This window comes from Thermus antranikianii DSM 12462, assembly GCF_000423905.1.
Lineage (GTDB): Bacteria > Deinococcota > Deinococci > Deinococcales > Thermaceae > Thermus > Thermus antranikianii.
The window spans coordinates 93,392-107,737 of the sequence record NZ_AUIW01000003.1; the positions used below are offsets into that span (position 1 = coordinate 93,392).

Annotated in this window: 17 protein-coding genes; 1 reads left to right on the forward strand and 16 read right to left on the reverse strand. The window is 64.1% G+C overall.

The genetic code is table 11. The features are described from left to right. Positions 1-10 precede the first annotated feature (10 nt). Positions 11-1,315 carry a tyrosine--tRNA ligase gene (gene tyrS, locus G584_RS0103845; RefSeq protein WP_028493429.1) on the forward strand — a complete coding sequence of 435 codons (1,305 nt, stop codon included), beginning with the start codon at positions 11-13 and terminating at the stop codon, positions 1,313-1,315. Here the strand turns inward: tyrS and G584_RS0103850 are convergent. The 16 genes from G584_RS0103850 to soxA form a co-directional block, all read right to left on the reverse strand. Then, entirely contained in the window at positions 1,312-1,866 is a 555-nt protein-coding gene (locus tag G584_RS0103850) for a QcrA and Rieske domain-containing protein (RefSeq protein ID WP_028493430.1), read from the reverse strand. The genes tyrS and G584_RS0103850 overlap by 4 nt on opposite strands. Next, positions 1,863-2,843: a c-type cytochrome gene (locus G584_RS0103855; RefSeq protein WP_028493431.1), complete on the reverse strand. Its 981-nt coding sequence runs from the start codon at positions 2,841-2,843 to the stop codon at positions 1,863-1,865. The genes G584_RS0103850 and G584_RS0103855 overlap by 4 nt, the downstream gene beginning before the upstream one ends. After that, positions 2,840-3,271: a cytochrome c-type biogenesis protein gene (locus G584_RS0103860; protein ID WP_028493432.1), complete on the reverse strand. Its 432-nt coding sequence runs from the start codon at positions 3,269-3,271 to the stop codon at positions 2,840-2,842. Before G584_RS0103860 ends, G584_RS0103855 begins: the two co-directional genes overlap by 4 nt. Further along, complete coding sequence (locus tag G584_RS0103865) at positions 3,268-3,801, reverse strand: TlpA family protein disulfide reductase (RefSeq protein ID WP_028493433.1); 534 nt, start codon at positions 3,799-3,801, stop codon at positions 3,268-3,270. Before G584_RS0103865 ends, G584_RS0103860 begins: the two co-directional genes overlap by 4 nt. 20 nt (positions 3,802-3,821) lie before the next feature. Beyond that, positions 3,822-5,753, reverse strand: coding sequence for a heme lyase CcmF/NrfE family subunit (locus tag G584_RS0103870; RefSeq protein WP_028493434.1), 1,932 nt, complete (start codon positions 5,751-5,753; stop codon positions 3,822-3,824). Further along, positions 5,750-6,178 carry a cytochrome c maturation protein CcmE gene (gene ccmE, locus G584_RS0103875; protein ID WP_028493435.1) on the reverse strand — a complete coding sequence of 143 codons (429 nt, stop codon included), beginning with the start codon at positions 6,176-6,178 and terminating at the stop codon, positions 5,750-5,752. The genes G584_RS0103870 and ccmE overlap by 4 nt, the downstream gene beginning before the upstream one ends. 91 nt (positions 6,179-6,269) lie before the next feature. After that, positions 6,270-6,956, reverse strand: a complete 687-nt coding sequence (ccsA, locus tag G584_RS0103885) for a cytochrome c biogenesis protein CcsA (RefSeq protein ID WP_028493436.1) — start codon at positions 6,954-6,956, stop codon at positions 6,270-6,272. A 71-nt stretch (positions 6,957-7,027) separates the two neighbouring features. After that, complete coding sequence (locus G584_RS0103890; RefSeq protein WP_051209160.1) at positions 7,028-7,750, reverse strand: heme exporter protein CcmB; 723 nt, start codon at positions 7,748-7,750, stop codon at positions 7,028-7,030. Continuing rightward, the gene (locus G584_RS0103895) at positions 7,747-8,316 is read right to left on the reverse strand and encodes an ABC transporter ATP-binding protein (RefSeq protein WP_028493438.1); all 570 of its coding nucleotides are present in this window, start codon (positions 8,314-8,316) and stop codon (positions 7,747-7,749) included. Before G584_RS0103895 ends, G584_RS0103890 begins: the two co-directional genes overlap by 4 nt. A gap of 50 nt (positions 8,317-8,366) precedes the next feature. After that, positions 8,367-9,035 carry a cytochrome c biogenesis protein CcdA gene (gene ccdA, locus G584_RS0103900; protein ID WP_028493439.1) on the reverse strand — a complete coding sequence of 223 codons (669 nt, stop codon included), beginning with the start codon at positions 9,033-9,035 and terminating at the stop codon, positions 8,367-8,369. Between the two features lie 9 nt (positions 9,036-9,044). Further along, positions 9,045-9,593: a c-type cytochrome gene (locus tag G584_RS0103905; protein WP_028493440.1), complete on the reverse strand. Its 549-nt coding sequence runs from the start codon at positions 9,591-9,593 to the stop codon at positions 9,045-9,047. After that, a complete protein-coding gene (soxC, locus tag G584_RS0103910) occupies positions 9,586-10,869 on the reverse strand; it encodes a sulfite dehydrogenase (RefSeq protein ID WP_028493441.1) in 1,284 nt (427 codons plus the stop codon). The genes G584_RS0103905 and soxC overlap by 8 nt, the downstream gene beginning before the upstream one ends. A 65-nt stretch (positions 10,870-10,934) precedes the next feature. Next, a complete protein-coding gene (locus tag G584_RS0103915) occupies positions 10,935-12,224 on the reverse strand; it encodes an FAD-dependent oxidoreductase (RefSeq protein WP_028493442.1) in 1,290 nt (429 codons plus the stop codon). A 27-nt stretch (positions 12,225-12,251) separates the two neighbouring features. Then, complete coding sequence (locus G584_RS0103920) at positions 12,252-13,103, reverse strand: translation initiation factor 2 (RefSeq protein WP_028493443.1); 852 nt, start codon at positions 13,101-13,103, stop codon at positions 12,252-12,254. After that, positions 13,103-13,537, reverse strand: coding sequence for a rhodanese-like domain-containing protein (locus G584_RS0103925; RefSeq protein ID WP_028493444.1), 435 nt, complete (start codon positions 13,535-13,537; stop codon positions 13,103-13,105). Before G584_RS0103925 ends, G584_RS0103920 begins: the two co-directional genes overlap by 1 nt. A gap of 2 nt (positions 13,538-13,539) precedes the next feature. Next, positions 13,540-14,343, reverse strand: a complete 804-nt coding sequence (gene soxA / locus G584_RS0103930) for a sulfur oxidation c-type cytochrome SoxA (RefSeq protein WP_028493445.1) — start codon at positions 14,341-14,343, stop codon at positions 13,540-13,542. Positions 14,344-14,346: the final 3 nt, after the last annotated feature.

The window sequence follows — 14,346 nt, forward strand, 5'->3', positions numbered from 1 at the left end:
ACTTGGGCTCATGGCAGGCACCGACACGAAGCCTTCTCCGGAAGAAGCCTTGGCCCTCCTCAAGCGGGGGGCCGAGGAGATCATCCCCGAGGAGGAGCTCCTGGAAAAGTTAAAGGAAGGCCGTCCGCTGGTGGTCAAGCTGGGAGCCGACCCCACCCGGCCCGATCTGCACCTGGGGCATGCGGTGGTCCTGAGGAAGATGCGCCAGTTCCAGGAGCTTGGGCACAAGGTGGTGCTCATCATCGGAGACTTCACGGGCATGATCGGGGATCCCTCCGGGCGGAGCAAGACCCGGCCCCCCCTGACCCTCGAGGAAACCCGGGAAAACGCCAGGACCTACGTGGAGCAGGTGGGAAAGATCCTCAGGCAGGAGCCCCACCTCTTTGAGCTCCGCTACAACTCCGAGTGGCTGGAAGGCCTCACCTTCAAGGAGGTGGTGCGCCTCACCTCCCTCATGACCGTGGCCCAGATGCTGGAAAGGGAGGACTTCAAGAAGCGCTACGAGGAGGGCATCCCCATCTCCTTGCACGAGTTCCTCTACCCCTTCGCCCAGGCCTACGACTCCGTGGCCATCCGCGCGGACATCGAGATGGGGGGCACGGATCAGAAGTTCAACCTCCTGGTAGGCCGGGAGGTGCAACGGGCCTACGACCAGCCTCCCCAGGTGGCCTTCCTCATGCCCCTTTTGGTGGGCCTGGACGGGCGGGAGAAGATGAGCAAGAGCCTGGACAACTACATCGGGGTGGCGGAGCCCCCCGAGGTGATGTTCAAGAAGCTCATGTGGGTGCCTGACGCCCTTCTGGAAAGCTACTTCCGCCTCCTTACCGACCTGGAGGAGGCCGAAATCCAAACCCTTCTAAAGGCGGGTCCCGTCCCCGCTCACCGGGTCTTGGCCCGCCTCCTCACCGCCGCTTACGCCCTTCCCACCATCCCCGCCCGCATCGACCGGGCCTTTTACGAAAGCCTGGGCTACAGCTTTGAAGCCCTGGGCAAGGACAAGGAAGCCGGGCCGGAAGCCGTACGCCGGGCGGAGGCCCGCTACGATCAGGTGGCCAAGGGAGGCATACCCGAGAACATCCCCGAGGTGGCCATCCCCGCTTCCGAGCTCAAAGAGGGGCGCATCTGGGTGGCGAGGCTTTTCACCCTGGCGGGCCTCACCCCTTCCAACGCCGAGGCCCGGAGGCTCATCCAGAACCGGGGCCTCAGGCTGGATGGGGAACTTATAGAGGATGCAGGCCTCGAGGTGGACCTCTCCCGCCCCCGCATACTCCAGCGGGGAAAGGACCGCTTCGTGCGGGTGCGGCTTGCGGACTAAGAACCCTCCATGGGCCTCAAGGGCACCTCGTGCCCGGTGGCGTAGAGGGTATCCCCTTCCGCCTCGAGGTGCAGCCGGGGAAGGGGGTAGCGGGGGGGCCCATATACCGCCTTCCCACCAAGGAGGGGATCAAAAGCCCCAAAGTGGCACGGGCAGCCCAAAAAGGGCCTCTCGTAGCGGAAATTGTAGAGGATGGAAGCCGCCTCGGGATCGGGCACATAGTTCACGGTGCAACCCTGGTGGGTGCAGATGCGGCTTAAGGCCAGGTAGTGTTCCTCCCCCAGGGAAAGCCCCCCCAAAACCGGCTCGGGCAGGCGGAGGAGAAAGGCCTTCAAGGGCCCTAAGGGCAAGGGGTACTCAAAGGGCTTCACCTGCCACACGGCAAGCTCCCCCCGCCGGGCCACCGCCACCTTCGGCCCCTCCTTCCAGGTGGGCTCTCCTACCCCGGGCCTTGGGCGGAAGCGGAGGTTATAGGTGCGCACCCCAAGCCAGAGGAAAAACCCCCCGGCCACCGCCACCGGGATGTAGAAGACAAGGTCCCGCCGCCTCATAGGCTGGATAGGTAGTCCAGAAGGGCCTCTAGCTCCCCCTCGCTTAAGGGCACCGCCGGCATCTGGCCCCGGCCCTTGAGCACGATCTCCCTCACCGCCTCCGGGGCTTTCAGGATGGGGTTCCCCTTCAGCCTGGGCCCCACCCCCCCCTCGGCCTCGGCTCCGTGGCAGGCGGCACAGCGGGCCTGGTAGACCGTTTTCCCGTCCGTTCCCCCCTGGGCCTGGGCGCGGGCCATGGCGATGAGGCCCTCCACCCTCTCCCTGGCCTCTCCGCCCACCTCCAGGTACCTTTCCCAGGCGGCGATGGCTTCTTGCATCTGGCCCTTTTGGAAGTAAAGGTTACCCAGGAAAAGCCAACCCTCAGCGGCCTTAGGGTCGGCGTGCTGGGCGATTTCCAAGAACATCTGGGCCTCCTCCAGCCGCCCTCCCATGAAGAGAAGGATCCCCACCCGGCGCACGGCCTCGATGTTGGTGGGATCCTTCTTAAGCACCTCCAGGTAGGCCTCCGCCGCCTGGTCGAAGGCCTGGAGCTCATAGGCCCGCCTTCCCCAGGCCAGGAGGTCCGCCACCTCCCCGGTGCGCTTGGCCTTGTCCTGAAGCGCCTTAAGCTCCCGGGCTTCAGCCCGGGCGGTCACCGTGGTCTCCCCGGGAAGCCTGGGCAGGGTGTAGCGCCAAAGCCCCACCCCCAGCAGGACCACCACCCCCAGGGCCAGGGCCACGGGCCAGGGGTTAAAGGGACGAGGCTTGGGAGGGCGCCAACCGTCCAAGGCCCGTTCCAGCTCCACCATCCGGGCCATGGCCAGCCTCTTCTCCTCCCCCTCCAGGCTCTTCACCTCCTCCTTCAGGACCTCGAGCTCCTTGAGAAGCTCCTCCCGCCGGGGAGGCTCAGGGAAGGGCTCCTTGGGCCCTAAGAGGGGCCTCAGGGCCAGGAGGAGCCCCAAGAGGAATAGGGCCAGGAAGATAAGGGTGGCCATCATGCGGGAGGCTCCTTAAGCCGGCGCTCCGCCTCCTCCAGAAGCTCAGGAGGCAGGGGTTTCTTGGGCCGGAAGTAGGTGAAGAGCCCCAGGCCCAAAAGGGCCAGACCCAAAACCGGCAACACCCAGACCCAAAGGGTCACCCCCCGCCTGGGAGGCTCGTAGAGGATCCACTCCCCGTACCGGTCCACGAAGAAGGCCTTGATTTCCTCCTCGGTCTTCCCCTCTTGAAGCATCTCGGCGATGAGGCGACGCATCTCCGCCGCCACCCCGGAGTTGCTCTCCGCTGCCGACTCTCCCTGGCACACGGGACAACGAAGCTCCCGGGCAATGGCGAAGACCTCCGGGGGAAGGTCAGGAGGCGGAGAAGCAGGGTTTTCCTGAGCCCAAACCCCCAGGGCCAAAAAGAGCACCAGCACCCAAGCCCTCACGGCAACACCTCCTTCAGGTACTTCTCCAAGCCAGCCTGGTCGATAGCCCCGGCGTGGCGAACCACCACCCGGCCCTCCCGGTCGATGACAAAGGTCTCCGGGACCCCGTACATCCCGTAATCCACCCCCACCCGGCCCCTGGGGTCAAAGACCTGGGGAAAGGTAAGGTCAAACCGCTCTATGAAGCGCAACGCATCCCCCTCCTTGTCCTGGGTGTTGATGCCCACAAAAAGCACCTGGTCCTTATATCGGCGCCAGGTGGCCTCGAGGACCGGGGCTTCCTCGTAACAGGGAAGGCACCAGCTGGCCCAAAAATTGAGCACGATGGGCTTCCTACCGAGATGGTCGGAAAGCTTGAAGGTTTCCCCCCACTCCTTTCGGTAAGGGGGAAGCACCGGCAGGGTGAAGTCCGGGGCCGGACGGCGCTCCTTGGCCAGCACCGAGGGAAGCTCCTTGGGGTTTCGCTGCATTCCCCAGTAGAAAAGCCCCCCCAGGGCCAAAACCACAAGGAGCCATAGCCAGCTCCTCAAGCTGTTCCCTGCGGGAAACCTCACGCTGGGCTCACCCCCTTAACCTCCTCCCGCCCCGCCGCTGGCCAAAGGATGTACAGGGTTCCCAGGGCCAAAAGCCCCCCCGCCACCCACATCCAGAAGACCAGGGGGGTAACGATGAGGCGAACGGAGGCCCACTCCCCCTTCTCCCGGTCAAAGTCCATGAGGAGGAAGTAGTAGTCGTTGCCCGGGGTGTAGACCACCTTGGGGGCCGGTAAGGGGGAGTTCATCTGCGGGTAAAAGTGAAGCCTTGGCCGCACCTCCCCGAAGCGGTCCGTGCGCAAGGAAGCCTCCACGGCAAACCGCCTCCCCTCGTCCAAGGCCCGCACCCCCAGGAACTCCATGCGCACTCCGCCCACCTCCCAGGCCTGCCCCCGGTATAGGGTCTTCTCGCTTTCCAGGCGGTAGGTCTGGCTGAAGGCGATGCCGAGGCCCATGAGGGCCACGGCGAAGTGGACCAACAGGCTTCCCACCCGCCTGCGGTTTTCCAAAAACCCCCAGGGGGAAAGCCCCGCCCTAAGGCGGGCCAGCACCCCCTCCCGCACCAGGAGGAGGATGGCGGTGGTGTTGTAGAGGAAAAGCCCCACCGCCAGGGAAGCCCCAAAGGCATAACCCCGAAGAAGCCCAAGCAGGGTACCCAGGAAGAGGACAGCCAGGAGCATGTAGAGGTTTCGGAAAACCTCCGCCCTAGGCCTCCGCCAGGGCAAAAGGGGCCCTACCCCCATGAGGAGGAGAATCCCCACCCCAATGGGAGCGGAAACCTGGTTGAAGAAAGGAGCCCCCACGCTCACCTTAGCCCCGGTGAAGGCCTCCACCAAAAGGGGGTAGAAGGTGCCGAGCACCACCACCAAAGCCCATCCGGCGAAGAAAAAAGCCCCGAGGAGAAGGGCCCCTTCCCGGGAAAGGGGCCGGAAAACCGCGGTGTCCCGCACCTCCCGGCTGACCCGGGAAAGGAGGCCGAGCCCCAAGCCAGTAACCAGGAGGAAGAAGCCCAGGAAGGCAGGCCCCACCGGCCCCTCGGCGAAGGCGTGCACCGACTGGATGATTCCGCTTCGGGTGAGGAAGGTCCCCAGCACCGTGGCGGCAAAGGCCAGGGTGACAAAGGCGAAGTTCCAAGCCTTAAAGGCCCCCCGGGTCTCCTGGACGATGGCGGTGTGCAAAAAAGCGGTGGACAGAAGCCAGGGAATAAAGCTGGCGTTTTCCACCGGGTCCCAGGCCCAGTACCCACCCCAGCCCAGGACCTCGTAGCTCCACCACATCCCCGCCACCTTCCCGGCGGTGAGGAAACCCCAGGCGATCAGGGTCCACCACCGGGTCTCCCCCACCCAGGTCTGGTAACGGCGCACCACCATGGCCGCCACCGCATAGGCGAAGGGCACGCTCAAGCCCACGAAGCCCAGGTACATGAGGACCGGGTGGACGGCCATCATCCAGTGGTTCTGCAAGAGGGGGTTGGGTCCAGCGCCATCCGAAGGGGGATTGGGCAGCGTTTCAAAGGGGCTGGCGATGGTGGCCATCACCCCGAAGAAGAAGACCTGAACCCCAAAGAGGACCGCCAGGACCAGGGCGGCCCGCCAGGGGTCCAGGGGTTTACGGCTGGCCAAAAGGGTGTAGAGGGTCTGCAGCAGGCCCCAAAGGAGGATGCTCCCCTCGAGGGCCGCCCAGGGAGTCACCAGGGTAACCCAGAGGGGGTCATGGGTGGAGTGGTTGCGGGCCACGTAGGCCAGGCTGAAGTCGTGGGTGAGAAGGGCCCATTCCAAGGCCAAGAAGGCCGTCAAGGCTGCCAGAAAGGTGGGAAGGACCAAAGCCCTGGCCCCCTTTAGGAAGCGCCCGTCCCCCTGGTGGTAGGCAAGAAGGGAAAGAGCCAGGCCCAAAAGGCTAAAGGCCAAGGCCAGGCTGACACCCAGGTTGCCAAGCAGAGCAGGGGTCATTTGGCCTCCTCAATGAGCTTGCGCACTTCCTCCGGAGTCCAACCCTCCTTGGGAGCCTGGTAGGTTTCCGAGTGCTTCACCAGAAGATTAGTACCGCGGAAGACCCCTTCCTGGAAGCGGCCCTCCACCACCACCCCCTGCCCCTCCTTGAACATGCCCGGGGGTGTGCCCTTGTGCACCACGGGCACCTCCGCCACCCCATCGGTGAGGACAAAGCGAAGCTCCAGCTTATCCTTGTCGTAGTGCACCGTGCCCTGCTTGACCAAGCCCCCCAGGCGCACAGGACGGTTCTGGTAGCGCCCCTGGTCCTGTAGGTACTCGGAGGGGGTGAGGAAGTAGACCAGGTTCTGCCCCAGGCCGCCGAAGATGAGGTAGGCCAAGGCCCCCAGGATGACCCCGAGTCCGATCAGGTACTTGGCCCTCATTTCGCCCTCCGGTAGCGCCAGAAGAGATAGGCCAGGTAGCCGAAGACCGTGAGGTAGGTGAGGGCGTAGACCCAGGTGACGAAGACCTCGCTCACGCCTCCTCCTTCCTGGCCTCCAAAGCGGCCAACAGGGACCGGAAGCGCACGAAGCCCAGGTAGAGGAGGGTGAAGACGAGGAGGTTGAAGAGGAGGGCCTGGAGCATGGCAGGGTCCATGTGGATCTTCCCCGTGGTGAGGTCGATGGATTGGGTTTGGTGGAGGCTCCGCCACCACTTCACCGACATGTAGCTGATGGGCACGTTGATGAAGCCAAGAATGCCCACCGCCGCCGCCGCCTTCCGCCTAAGCTCCGGGTCCTCTATGGCTCCCCTAAGAAGGAAGTACCCCACGTAAACGGCGAAGAGGATGGCGGTGGTGGTGAGCCTGGGCTCCCAGGTCCAGTAGACCCCCCAGGTGGGCCGGGCCCAGAGCATCCCCGTCACCAGGGCGAGCCCCATGAAAACCAGGCCGATCTCGGCACTGGAGCTGGCCACCCGGTCGTGGCGGGGATCCCGGCGGAAGAGATAGAGGAGGGAGTAGAGGAAGGTGACGAAGAAAGCCAGATAACCAAGCCAAGCCCCCGGCACGTGCAGGTACATGATGCGGACCAGATACCCCTGGTTCACGTCGGGGGGAGCGGAAAGGGCCAGGTAGAGCCCCACCGGGAGGAGCAGAAGCCCTAACCCCAGAAAAACCCAGGTGAGGGCGTCCGGGCGGTTGGGTTGCGCAACCTTCAGCATGCTTGTACCTCCATGACCCCTAGCATAGCCAAGGGAAGGGTTAAAAATCTGTGGCCTCCATATCGCCAAACCTAACCTTCCATAACCACCGGGAAAAGGAGGGCGCTGGCGGTGAGGTAGACCACATCAAAGACCAAAAGAAGCTGCCACCAATCGGAGATCTCCGCCACGGGAAGGCCCTCCGCCAGGCCCGTGGTGGCCCGCACCGAGGCCAGGACCACGGGGACCACCAAGGAGAAGAGGAGCAGGGGCAAAAGCACCTCCCGTCCCCGGAGCCGGGCCAGAAGACCGGCGTAAAAGGTAGCCACGCTGGCATACCCCAAGACCCCGAGGACCAGGGTCAGGAAGAGGGGAAAAAGGCGCTCTAAGGGCAGGTAGAAGAGGCCCGCCGCCATCAAAAGGGCTAGAGCGGCCAGGGGCAGGAGAAGGAGCATCTGGAAAAGAAGCTTGCCGAAGTAGATCCACTCCTTGCCCCCAGGAGCCAGGAGGAGGTCGTCCAAGGTGCCCTCCTCCACCTCGAGGGCAAAGGCCCGGGTGGAGAGCAGGGTGCTCCCGAAGGCCAAGGCCACCCAAAGCACCCCGGGGGCAGCTCGGCGCAAAGGCTCCTCCTCCGGCCCCAAGGCCAAGGCCATGATGAAGAGCATCACTGCGAAAAAGGCCAGGATGGAAAGAAGCCCCGCGCGGTCACGCACCTCGAGGCGAAGATCCCTTAGAGCCAACAACACCACCCGGCGCACCGCCCCTACCCTACCCTGCCCGGAAACCTCGGGCCACCCTTCCACGGGAAGCTTCATGCCACCCCCAGCTCCAGGGTGCGGTCCGCCACCCGCTCGGCCAGGGTGCGGTCGTGGGTGGCCAGCACCACCCCTGCCTTCTTCCGGGCCTCGGCCAAGGTGGCAAGAAGGAGATCCCTTCCCCCTTTATCCAAGGCGGTCTCGGGCTCGTCCAACAGCCAGATGTCGGGGAAAAGAAGGGTAAGCCGGGCCAAGGCGAGCCTCTTCTTCATGCCGCTGGAAAAGGCGTAAAGGGGAAGGTCCCCGGGCAGGCCAAAGCGATCCAGGGCCTCTTCAGGTTCTTTGCCCTGGCGATGGAAGGCCAGGTCGTAAAGGAGGTGCTCCCGGGCGGTAAGGTGGCGGTGGAAGGCCGGAGGGTTGGGCAGGAAAAGGGCCCTGCCTGCCCGTTCCACCTGCCCCCGGGTGGGCTTAAGAAGCCCGGCCATGAGGCGCAAGAGGGTGGTCTTCCCCGAGCCGTTGGGCCCCAAGAGGGCCACCACTTCCCCCCGCTCCAGAGTAAAGGAAAGGTCCCGGACCACCCAGTCCCGGCCGAAGCGCTTGCCAACCCCCTCTAGGCGAAGCAGCATGCCTATACCAGTTTAGGGTTAGCCTCGAGGGGCAAACGTCCCGCCCCCTGCTAGAGGTACCTCTGCAACCACTCGGGGGTGATCCGCAGGAAGAAGGCGTTCAGGGCGGTGTAGGTGCCCGTAAGGAGCAGGATCCCCACTGCCAGGAGCACCACCCCCGCCAAAAGCTCCACCCGGTGGGAAAGCCGCCCGGCCCGCCTCAGCCACCCCTTAAGCCGATCGGTGAAAAGGGCCACCAGCAAAAAGGGCACCGCCAGGCCCAGGATATAGGCCAAAAGAAGCTCCACCCCACCCCCCACCGCCGTCAGGGTGAGGATGGCCCCCAGGATGGGCCCGATGCAGGGGGTCCAGCCCAAGCCCAGGCTGGCCCCCAGGAGCAGGGCCCCCAGGGGGCGCCCCGTCTCCCCCTCGTAGCGGAGGTTCACCCCCCATCTGGGCCTCAGGCCCAACATGTACAGGCCGAAGAAGATCAGGATAACCCCCCCCACCCGGGCCAGGGTCTGACGGTGCTCAAACAGAAGCCCGCCCACCAGGGTAAAGGGCAAACCCAGAAGGAAAAAGACCACCCCGAAGCCGAGCACAAAGAAAAGGGCGTTGAAAAGGGGGCGTCCCCGCTCTCCCCCCAGGTAGAAGAGGTAGGTGGGCACCAGGGGAAGGACGCAAGGGGAGAGGAAGGAGAGCACCCCCGCCAGAAAGGCCGCCGCCAAGGAAACGCTCATGCCTCCATCCTAGGGCAAGGTGAGCCAAGGAAAACGGCGCTTGGTCTCAGGGTCCAGATCCAAAAGCTCCCGAGCGGGCATCCTCACCTGGGGCAGGGTCTTCTGGTTGATGGGCTCGTGGGCCTCTATGATCCCGTTCATGTAGAGAAGGAAGGCCACCAAGTGGTAAACCTCTTCGTTGGTAAGGGTACCAGGCGCCCCAAAGGGCATGGCCCGCCGGATGTAGTCGTAAAGGGTGGTGGCGTACTGCCAGTAGTTGCCGATGGCAAACTCCACAGGCTCGGTGGCAGGGGTGATGGGAAAGGGCTCGGCCACCAACCGGTTGAAGGGGTACCCCTCCCCCCGGGCCCCGTGGCAGGAGGCGCACTTCTCCGCATAGATCCGCTCCCCTTCCTCCACCCTCCCCTCCCCCGGGGGAAGCCCCCGGCCGTCTGGAAGGACCACCGGCCTTAGGTCGTACTGGGCCGCCAGTTCCTCGGAGATAGGGGTACCCAGGTTGTACCGGGCTCCCACCGCCAGGCCCAAAAGGGCCAAAAGAACCAGGATGCGCTTAACCATCGAACACCTCCCCGCCACATCCACCCGCAGGCCCGAAGGCCTGCTGGCCCAAGGGCCTATCCCCGTTCACCACCCGGCCGTCGGGCAGGATGCGCCAGGCCTGAATGGCGTTGTAGTGGTAACGGTTGTTCCTGCCCCACTTCTTGAAGAACTCCTCCCGGGTAGGCTGGGTGTTCCCTTTCTCGTCCCAGGCCCGGCTCCAGAGGACCACCTCCTTCCCATCCCAGTGCCAGGGCATCTTGAAGCGCACGAAGGCGTAGCGCTCCACCGGGGGTTCCAGGGTGGCCTGGCGCCAGGTCTTCCCCTCGTCGAAGGAGATCTCCACCTTGGTGATCCGCCCGTACCCGCTCCAGGCCAGGCCGCGGATCTCATGGAAGCCCGGCTTGATCTGCTGCAGGCCCGAGGGGTAGGTGATGATGGACTCTGGGTCCATAACCCAGGTGAAGGCCAGCACCCGGCCATCGGCCATCACGTCGGTGTACTCGCTGGTTTCATCCTTGGCCATGGCGGGAAGGTCCGTGACCAGGATGCGCCTAAGCCACTTCACCTGGATGCTTCCCTCCCAGCCCGGCACCACCAGGCGCACGGGATAACCCTGCTCGGGGCGCAAGGCCTCGCCGTTTTGGGCGTAGGCCACCAGCACGTCCTCCATAGCCTTCTCCAGAGGCAAGGAACGGGTGTAGGCCACGGCGTCCATCCCCTCAGGGATGAGCCACCTGGCCCCCGGTTTCACCCCCGCCTCCTTGAGGAGCAAGGCCAAGGGAACCCCCGTCCAGCTGGCGTTGGAGGCCAGGCCCCGGCTACGCGTGGCGGTGAGGTTGGGGTCCGGGGGATTGCGGTAGCCATTTTGCCCGTTGCCAGCGCACTCAATGAAGTACGTGCGGGTCACGGAGGGGAAGCGCTTTAGGTCCTCCAAGGTGAAAACCAAGGGCCTTTCCACCATCCCGTGGATCACCAGGCGGTACTTGGCTGGATCCACCTGGGGCACCCCTCCGTGATGCCGCTCAAAATGGAGGCCATTGGGGGTGATAACCCCCTCCAGCTTCTCCAGGGGGGCGAAGTCGGCTCCGGAGTGGCGGGTACGCAGGTTGGGGGAGATGTAGCGCACCACTCCCTCCTCAAAGGGGCTCCTTTGGCCATACTCGGAGAGGGGGGCCCCCAGGGTCTTCATGGGGGCAAAGGTTTCCTCATCCCAAGGAGGCATCTGCGCTTTGGCTTTTAACAGACCCAAAACACCCCCTGCACCCAAAAGCCGGAAGAACTTCCTTCGGTCCATATACCCTCCCATCGTATCTTTTGCCAGCAAGAAAAACCCCACCCCTTTAGGGGCGGGGTAGGTCCTTAAGCTGGGCCGAACATGTCGTTCCAAATTCCCATAGCCCAGCCGATGGCGGCGGTGCCGTTGGCCGCCGAGCGCTGGTTGTCCACGGAACCCTGGGACTTGATCTGCTTGGCCGCCTCGTCCCAGGAGTAGTTGGCCGCCACCCAGATGGCCTCCTCCTTGTCCACGAAGGAGTAGCAGATGTTGTGGGGAAGCTCGGGGGGAATCTCCGCCAAAGGCTTGCCTTTAAGCCGTTCTGTCAGGTGCCGGGCCACGATGGTGCCGGAAACGTAGGCCACCATGCCGCTTTTGGGGTAAGGGGTGTTCCCGGTGATATCCCCCACCAGGTAGACACGGTCGTCCTTCTCCGAGAGGAAGTAGGGGATCTTCACGTTGGCCCACCGCTCCCCCAAGCCTGCGATGCGCACCAGCTCCCCCGCCTTCATGGGAGGAATGATGTTGGCCAAGGTGAAGGGCACATCCCCGAGCTCCGTCCTAACCACCTTCTTCTCGTAGTCCAAGCCGGTGATCCGGGTGTTAGGAACGTACTCCAGGTAGTCCTTGTAAAGCTCGTTGTAGGCGGCCAGGAAGCCCGGGGCCTTGGAAATGGGTTGGGGGTTGGCGTCCAAAACGATGACTTTCCCCTTAACCCCCTTGGTCTTGAGCCGCCAGGCCAGCATGGCCGCCCGCTCGTAGGGCCCAGGGGGGCAGCGGTAGGGAGGGTTGGGGATGTACATGACGAGCTCCCCACCCGTCTCATCGAACTGGTCCAGCATCCGCCTTAAGGCGACGTGCTCAAAGGGCTTGAAGCCCACAGGCATGAGGTGCTTCACCTCGGCGTAGCCCGGGATGGCCTCGTACATGTAGTCAATGCCCGGGGCTAGGACCAAGAAGTCGTAAGCCAGGTATCCACCGGTGGTCCGCACCAACCGCCGCTCCCGGTTGATGTCCAAAACCCTCTCCTGGACAAAGATCACCCCGTCCTTGACCACGTTGGTGTAGTCAAAGACCAGCCACTCCAGGGGCTTGACCCCGGCCAGGAAGAGGTTGGACATGGGGCAGGACATGAAGAGGGGCTTCTGCTCGATGAGCACCACCTCCACATCCACCCCGGACTGAACCAGCTTCCGGGCCGCCGTGGTGCCACCCCAGCCACCCCCGATCACCACCACCCGCGGCTTGCGGGTGCGGGGAAGAAGGGTGGCCGGGCGGCTGTAGAACTCCCGGGCGAAGGCTGGCCTCGAAATCGCCCCAGCAGCAGCCAAGGCCGCCCCCGTCTTGAGGACCTGACGCCGACTAACCTTGCCCATACTCCCTCCCTCTTCTTGACCAGCCTCTTATCGGCCAGGGCGGTAAGGAGTCCCGCCCGTGGCTTCCAGGATCTGGCTCATGACCTGGCGGGCTTCCTGGAGCATGGCCACCGCCGGGGTGCCCATCACCCCGGGCATGATGGTCATGAGCATGGGCTCGATGGCGCCCACCAGGACGTCATTGCCCATCTGCAGGGCGAAGAAGCGGCAAGGAGCGGCGAAGCCTCCCGCGGGCTGGGTGAGGAACATGATCCGGGCCCATTCGCTCTTGCAGGGCATGATCACGGTCACCGGGCCCACCTTCACGTTGGGCAGGAGGTTGAGCCCGTTGGAGGTGAGTTCCGCTTCCACCATAAGCACCACATCCTCCACTTTGGCGGAAGGCACGCGGTACATGAGGGCAGGCATCATGCCGCTAGAGGGATCGGGCATCATGGCGGGAGGCAGACGCTTCACGATGCCAAGCCGTCCCAAGGCCGCCTCGAGGCGCCACACCAGCCGCTCCACCTCACCCCCGTACACCTGGAGCATGGAGAAGAGGAGGCGCCCATCAAAGGCGCCCACCCTAAAGCTATTCCCCTGGCCGGTGATGAAGACCGTGGGAGGAAGGACGATGGCGGCCATGGGGTTTTTGGAAACCGCCTCGATGCTTCCCTTATCCGGCTTCAGCACCACCAGGCGGTACTCGGGGAAGCCCGGACCCGTCACCTGGCGCACCTGCTCCCCCAGGTTCAGAACCCGGTCCGCCTCGAGGCCCACCGACCTCAAGGCAGCAAGGGTCTTGGCCTCCACCTCTTCCAGGGAGCCCTTAACCTCCACCAGCAGCGACTGCGCCAAACCCAACCCCAAAAGGGCCACCAAAGCCAAAAGTTTCCTCATTACGAACCCCCTTCCACTTCCAGGCCAGTGTCCAGCCAGCCCTTGAACCCATGGGCAATGTTCTTAGCGTTCTTGTACCCAAGCGCTTGCAGGTAAGCGGTCACCACCATGGAAATGCTGCCCGAGTTGCAGTAGACCAGAATCAAGGTTTCCTTGTCCTTGGGAAGCTCCGCCAGGCGATCGGGTACCTGCCCAACGTAGATGTGCACCGAACCAGGAATGTAGCCCCTCTTCCGCTCCTCCTCCGTGCGCACGTCCAGGATAAAGGGATCAAAGAGAAGGAGGTCCCTGGCCTCGGTGGGATAAACCAGGTAGCTGGCGGGGGGCACGCGCTTGAGGAACTCCCCAAAGGCCTTCACCCAGTCCCCTCCGCCTCCCTGGGCCCGGGCCAGGGGAAGGAGGGGAAGAACAGTAAGGAGGTCGCGGCGGCGCATGGCTAGCGGGTGAAGAAGGGCAACTCCTCAAAGGAGTGCCCGGCCTTGGTGGCCTCGGCCAGCATGTACACCGTCAAGGCGATGTGGACATCGGAGTAGAACTCAGGCTTGGGGATGGCGATGGATTCGTAGCAGAAGTTGATGCGGTCCTCCATGGTGTAGAGCCGGTCCTCCTCAAACCGGTAGGCAGGCCACTCGTTGCCCAGACCCTGCTTGGGGCTCCGCACCGGGGAAAGCCGCACCCTCTGGCCGGCATACTGGTCGTGGCAGACGGCGCAGCTCATGTCCCGGGCCCCGGCACGGGTGTACCAAAGCTCCCGCCCCAGGTTGTACATGGCCAGCTCCGCCGGGTGCTTGGGCACCACCTGGATCTTGGCCTTGGAGGAGAAGGAAGCGATGTAGGCGGTGATCGCCCTAACCTCGTCCCGCTTGATTTCCGCCGGCTTATACCCCTGCACGGTCTGCATGCAGGTGTACACCCGGGTTTCCAGGTCCTCCACCCGCTTGCTGTCGGGGAAGTACCTGGGAAGGATGGCGTAGACTCCCTCCAAGACCCCCTTCCCCTTGCCGAAATCGCATTCCTCGAGGGTCTTGCCGCTCGGCCCCTTGCGGAAGAAAAGCTCCTTCCCCTCCTCCACAAAAAGATCCCCCGGGAGCACGCCAAAGGTCTCCAGGTACATCTGCCGCTGGCGCATGGCCTCCTCAAAGGGATCCAAGGGCTTTTGCTGCTGGGTGTACGCTCCCACGCCCAACAGGATCCCCACGGCCAGCACACCCAGGAAGATCAAGCGATTCCCTCTCTTCACGGC

Excerpts from the sequence above, each read along its gene's own strand:
- tyrS (WP_028493429.1), top strand. The coding sequence starts at position 11 with ATGGCAGGCACCGACACGAAGCCTTCTCCGGAAGAAGCCTTGGCCCTC.
- G584_RS0103850 (WP_028493430.1), bottom strand. The coding sequence starts at position 1,866 with ATGAGGCGGCGGGACCTTGTCTTCTACATCCCGGTGGCGGTGGCCGGG.
- G584_RS0103855 (WP_028493431.1), bottom strand. The coding sequence starts at position 2,843 with ATGATGGCCACCCTTATCTTCCTGGCCCTATTCCTCTTGGGGCTCCTC.
- G584_RS0103870 (WP_028493434.1), bottom strand. The coding sequence starts at position 5,753 with ATGACCCCTGCTCTGCTTGGCAACCTGGGTGTCAGCCTGGCCTTGGCC.
- ccmE (WP_028493435.1), bottom strand. The coding sequence starts at position 6,178 with ATGAGGGCCAAGTACCTGATCGGACTCGGGGTCATCCTGGGGGCCTTG.
- ccsA (WP_028493436.1), bottom strand. The coding sequence starts at position 6,956 with ATGCTGAAGGTTGCGCAACCCAACCGCCCGGACGCCCTCACCTGGGTT.
- G584_RS0103890 (WP_051209160.1), bottom strand. The coding sequence starts at position 7,750 with ATGAAGCTTCCCGTGGAAGGGTGGCCCGAGGTTTCCGGGCAGGGTAGG.
- G584_RS0103895 (WP_028493438.1), bottom strand. The coding sequence starts at position 8,316 with ATGCTGCTTCGCCTAGAGGGGGTTGGCAAGCGCTTCGGCCGGGACTGG.
- ccdA (WP_028493439.1), bottom strand. The coding sequence starts at position 9,035 with ATGAGCGTTTCCTTGGCGGCGGCCTTTCTGGCGGGGGTGCTCTCCTTC.
- G584_RS0103905 (WP_028493440.1), bottom strand. The coding sequence starts at position 9,593 with ATGGTTAAGCGCATCCTGGTTCTTTTGGCCCTTTTGGGCCTGGCGGTG.
- soxC (WP_028493441.1), bottom strand. The coding sequence starts at position 10,869 with ATGGACCGAAGGAAGTTCTTCCGGCTTTTGGGTGCAGGGGGTGTTTTG.
- G584_RS0103915 (WP_028493442.1), bottom strand. The coding sequence starts at position 12,224 with ATGGGCAAGGTTAGTCGGCGTCAGGTCCTCAAGACGGGGGCGGCCTTG.
- G584_RS0103920 (WP_028493443.1), bottom strand. The coding sequence starts at position 13,103 with ATGAGGAAACTTTTGGCTTTGGTGGCCCTTTTGGGGTTGGGTTTGGCG.
- G584_RS0103925 (WP_028493444.1), bottom strand. The coding sequence starts at position 13,537 with ATGCGCCGCCGCGACCTCCTTACTGTTCTTCCCCTCCTTCCCCTGGCC.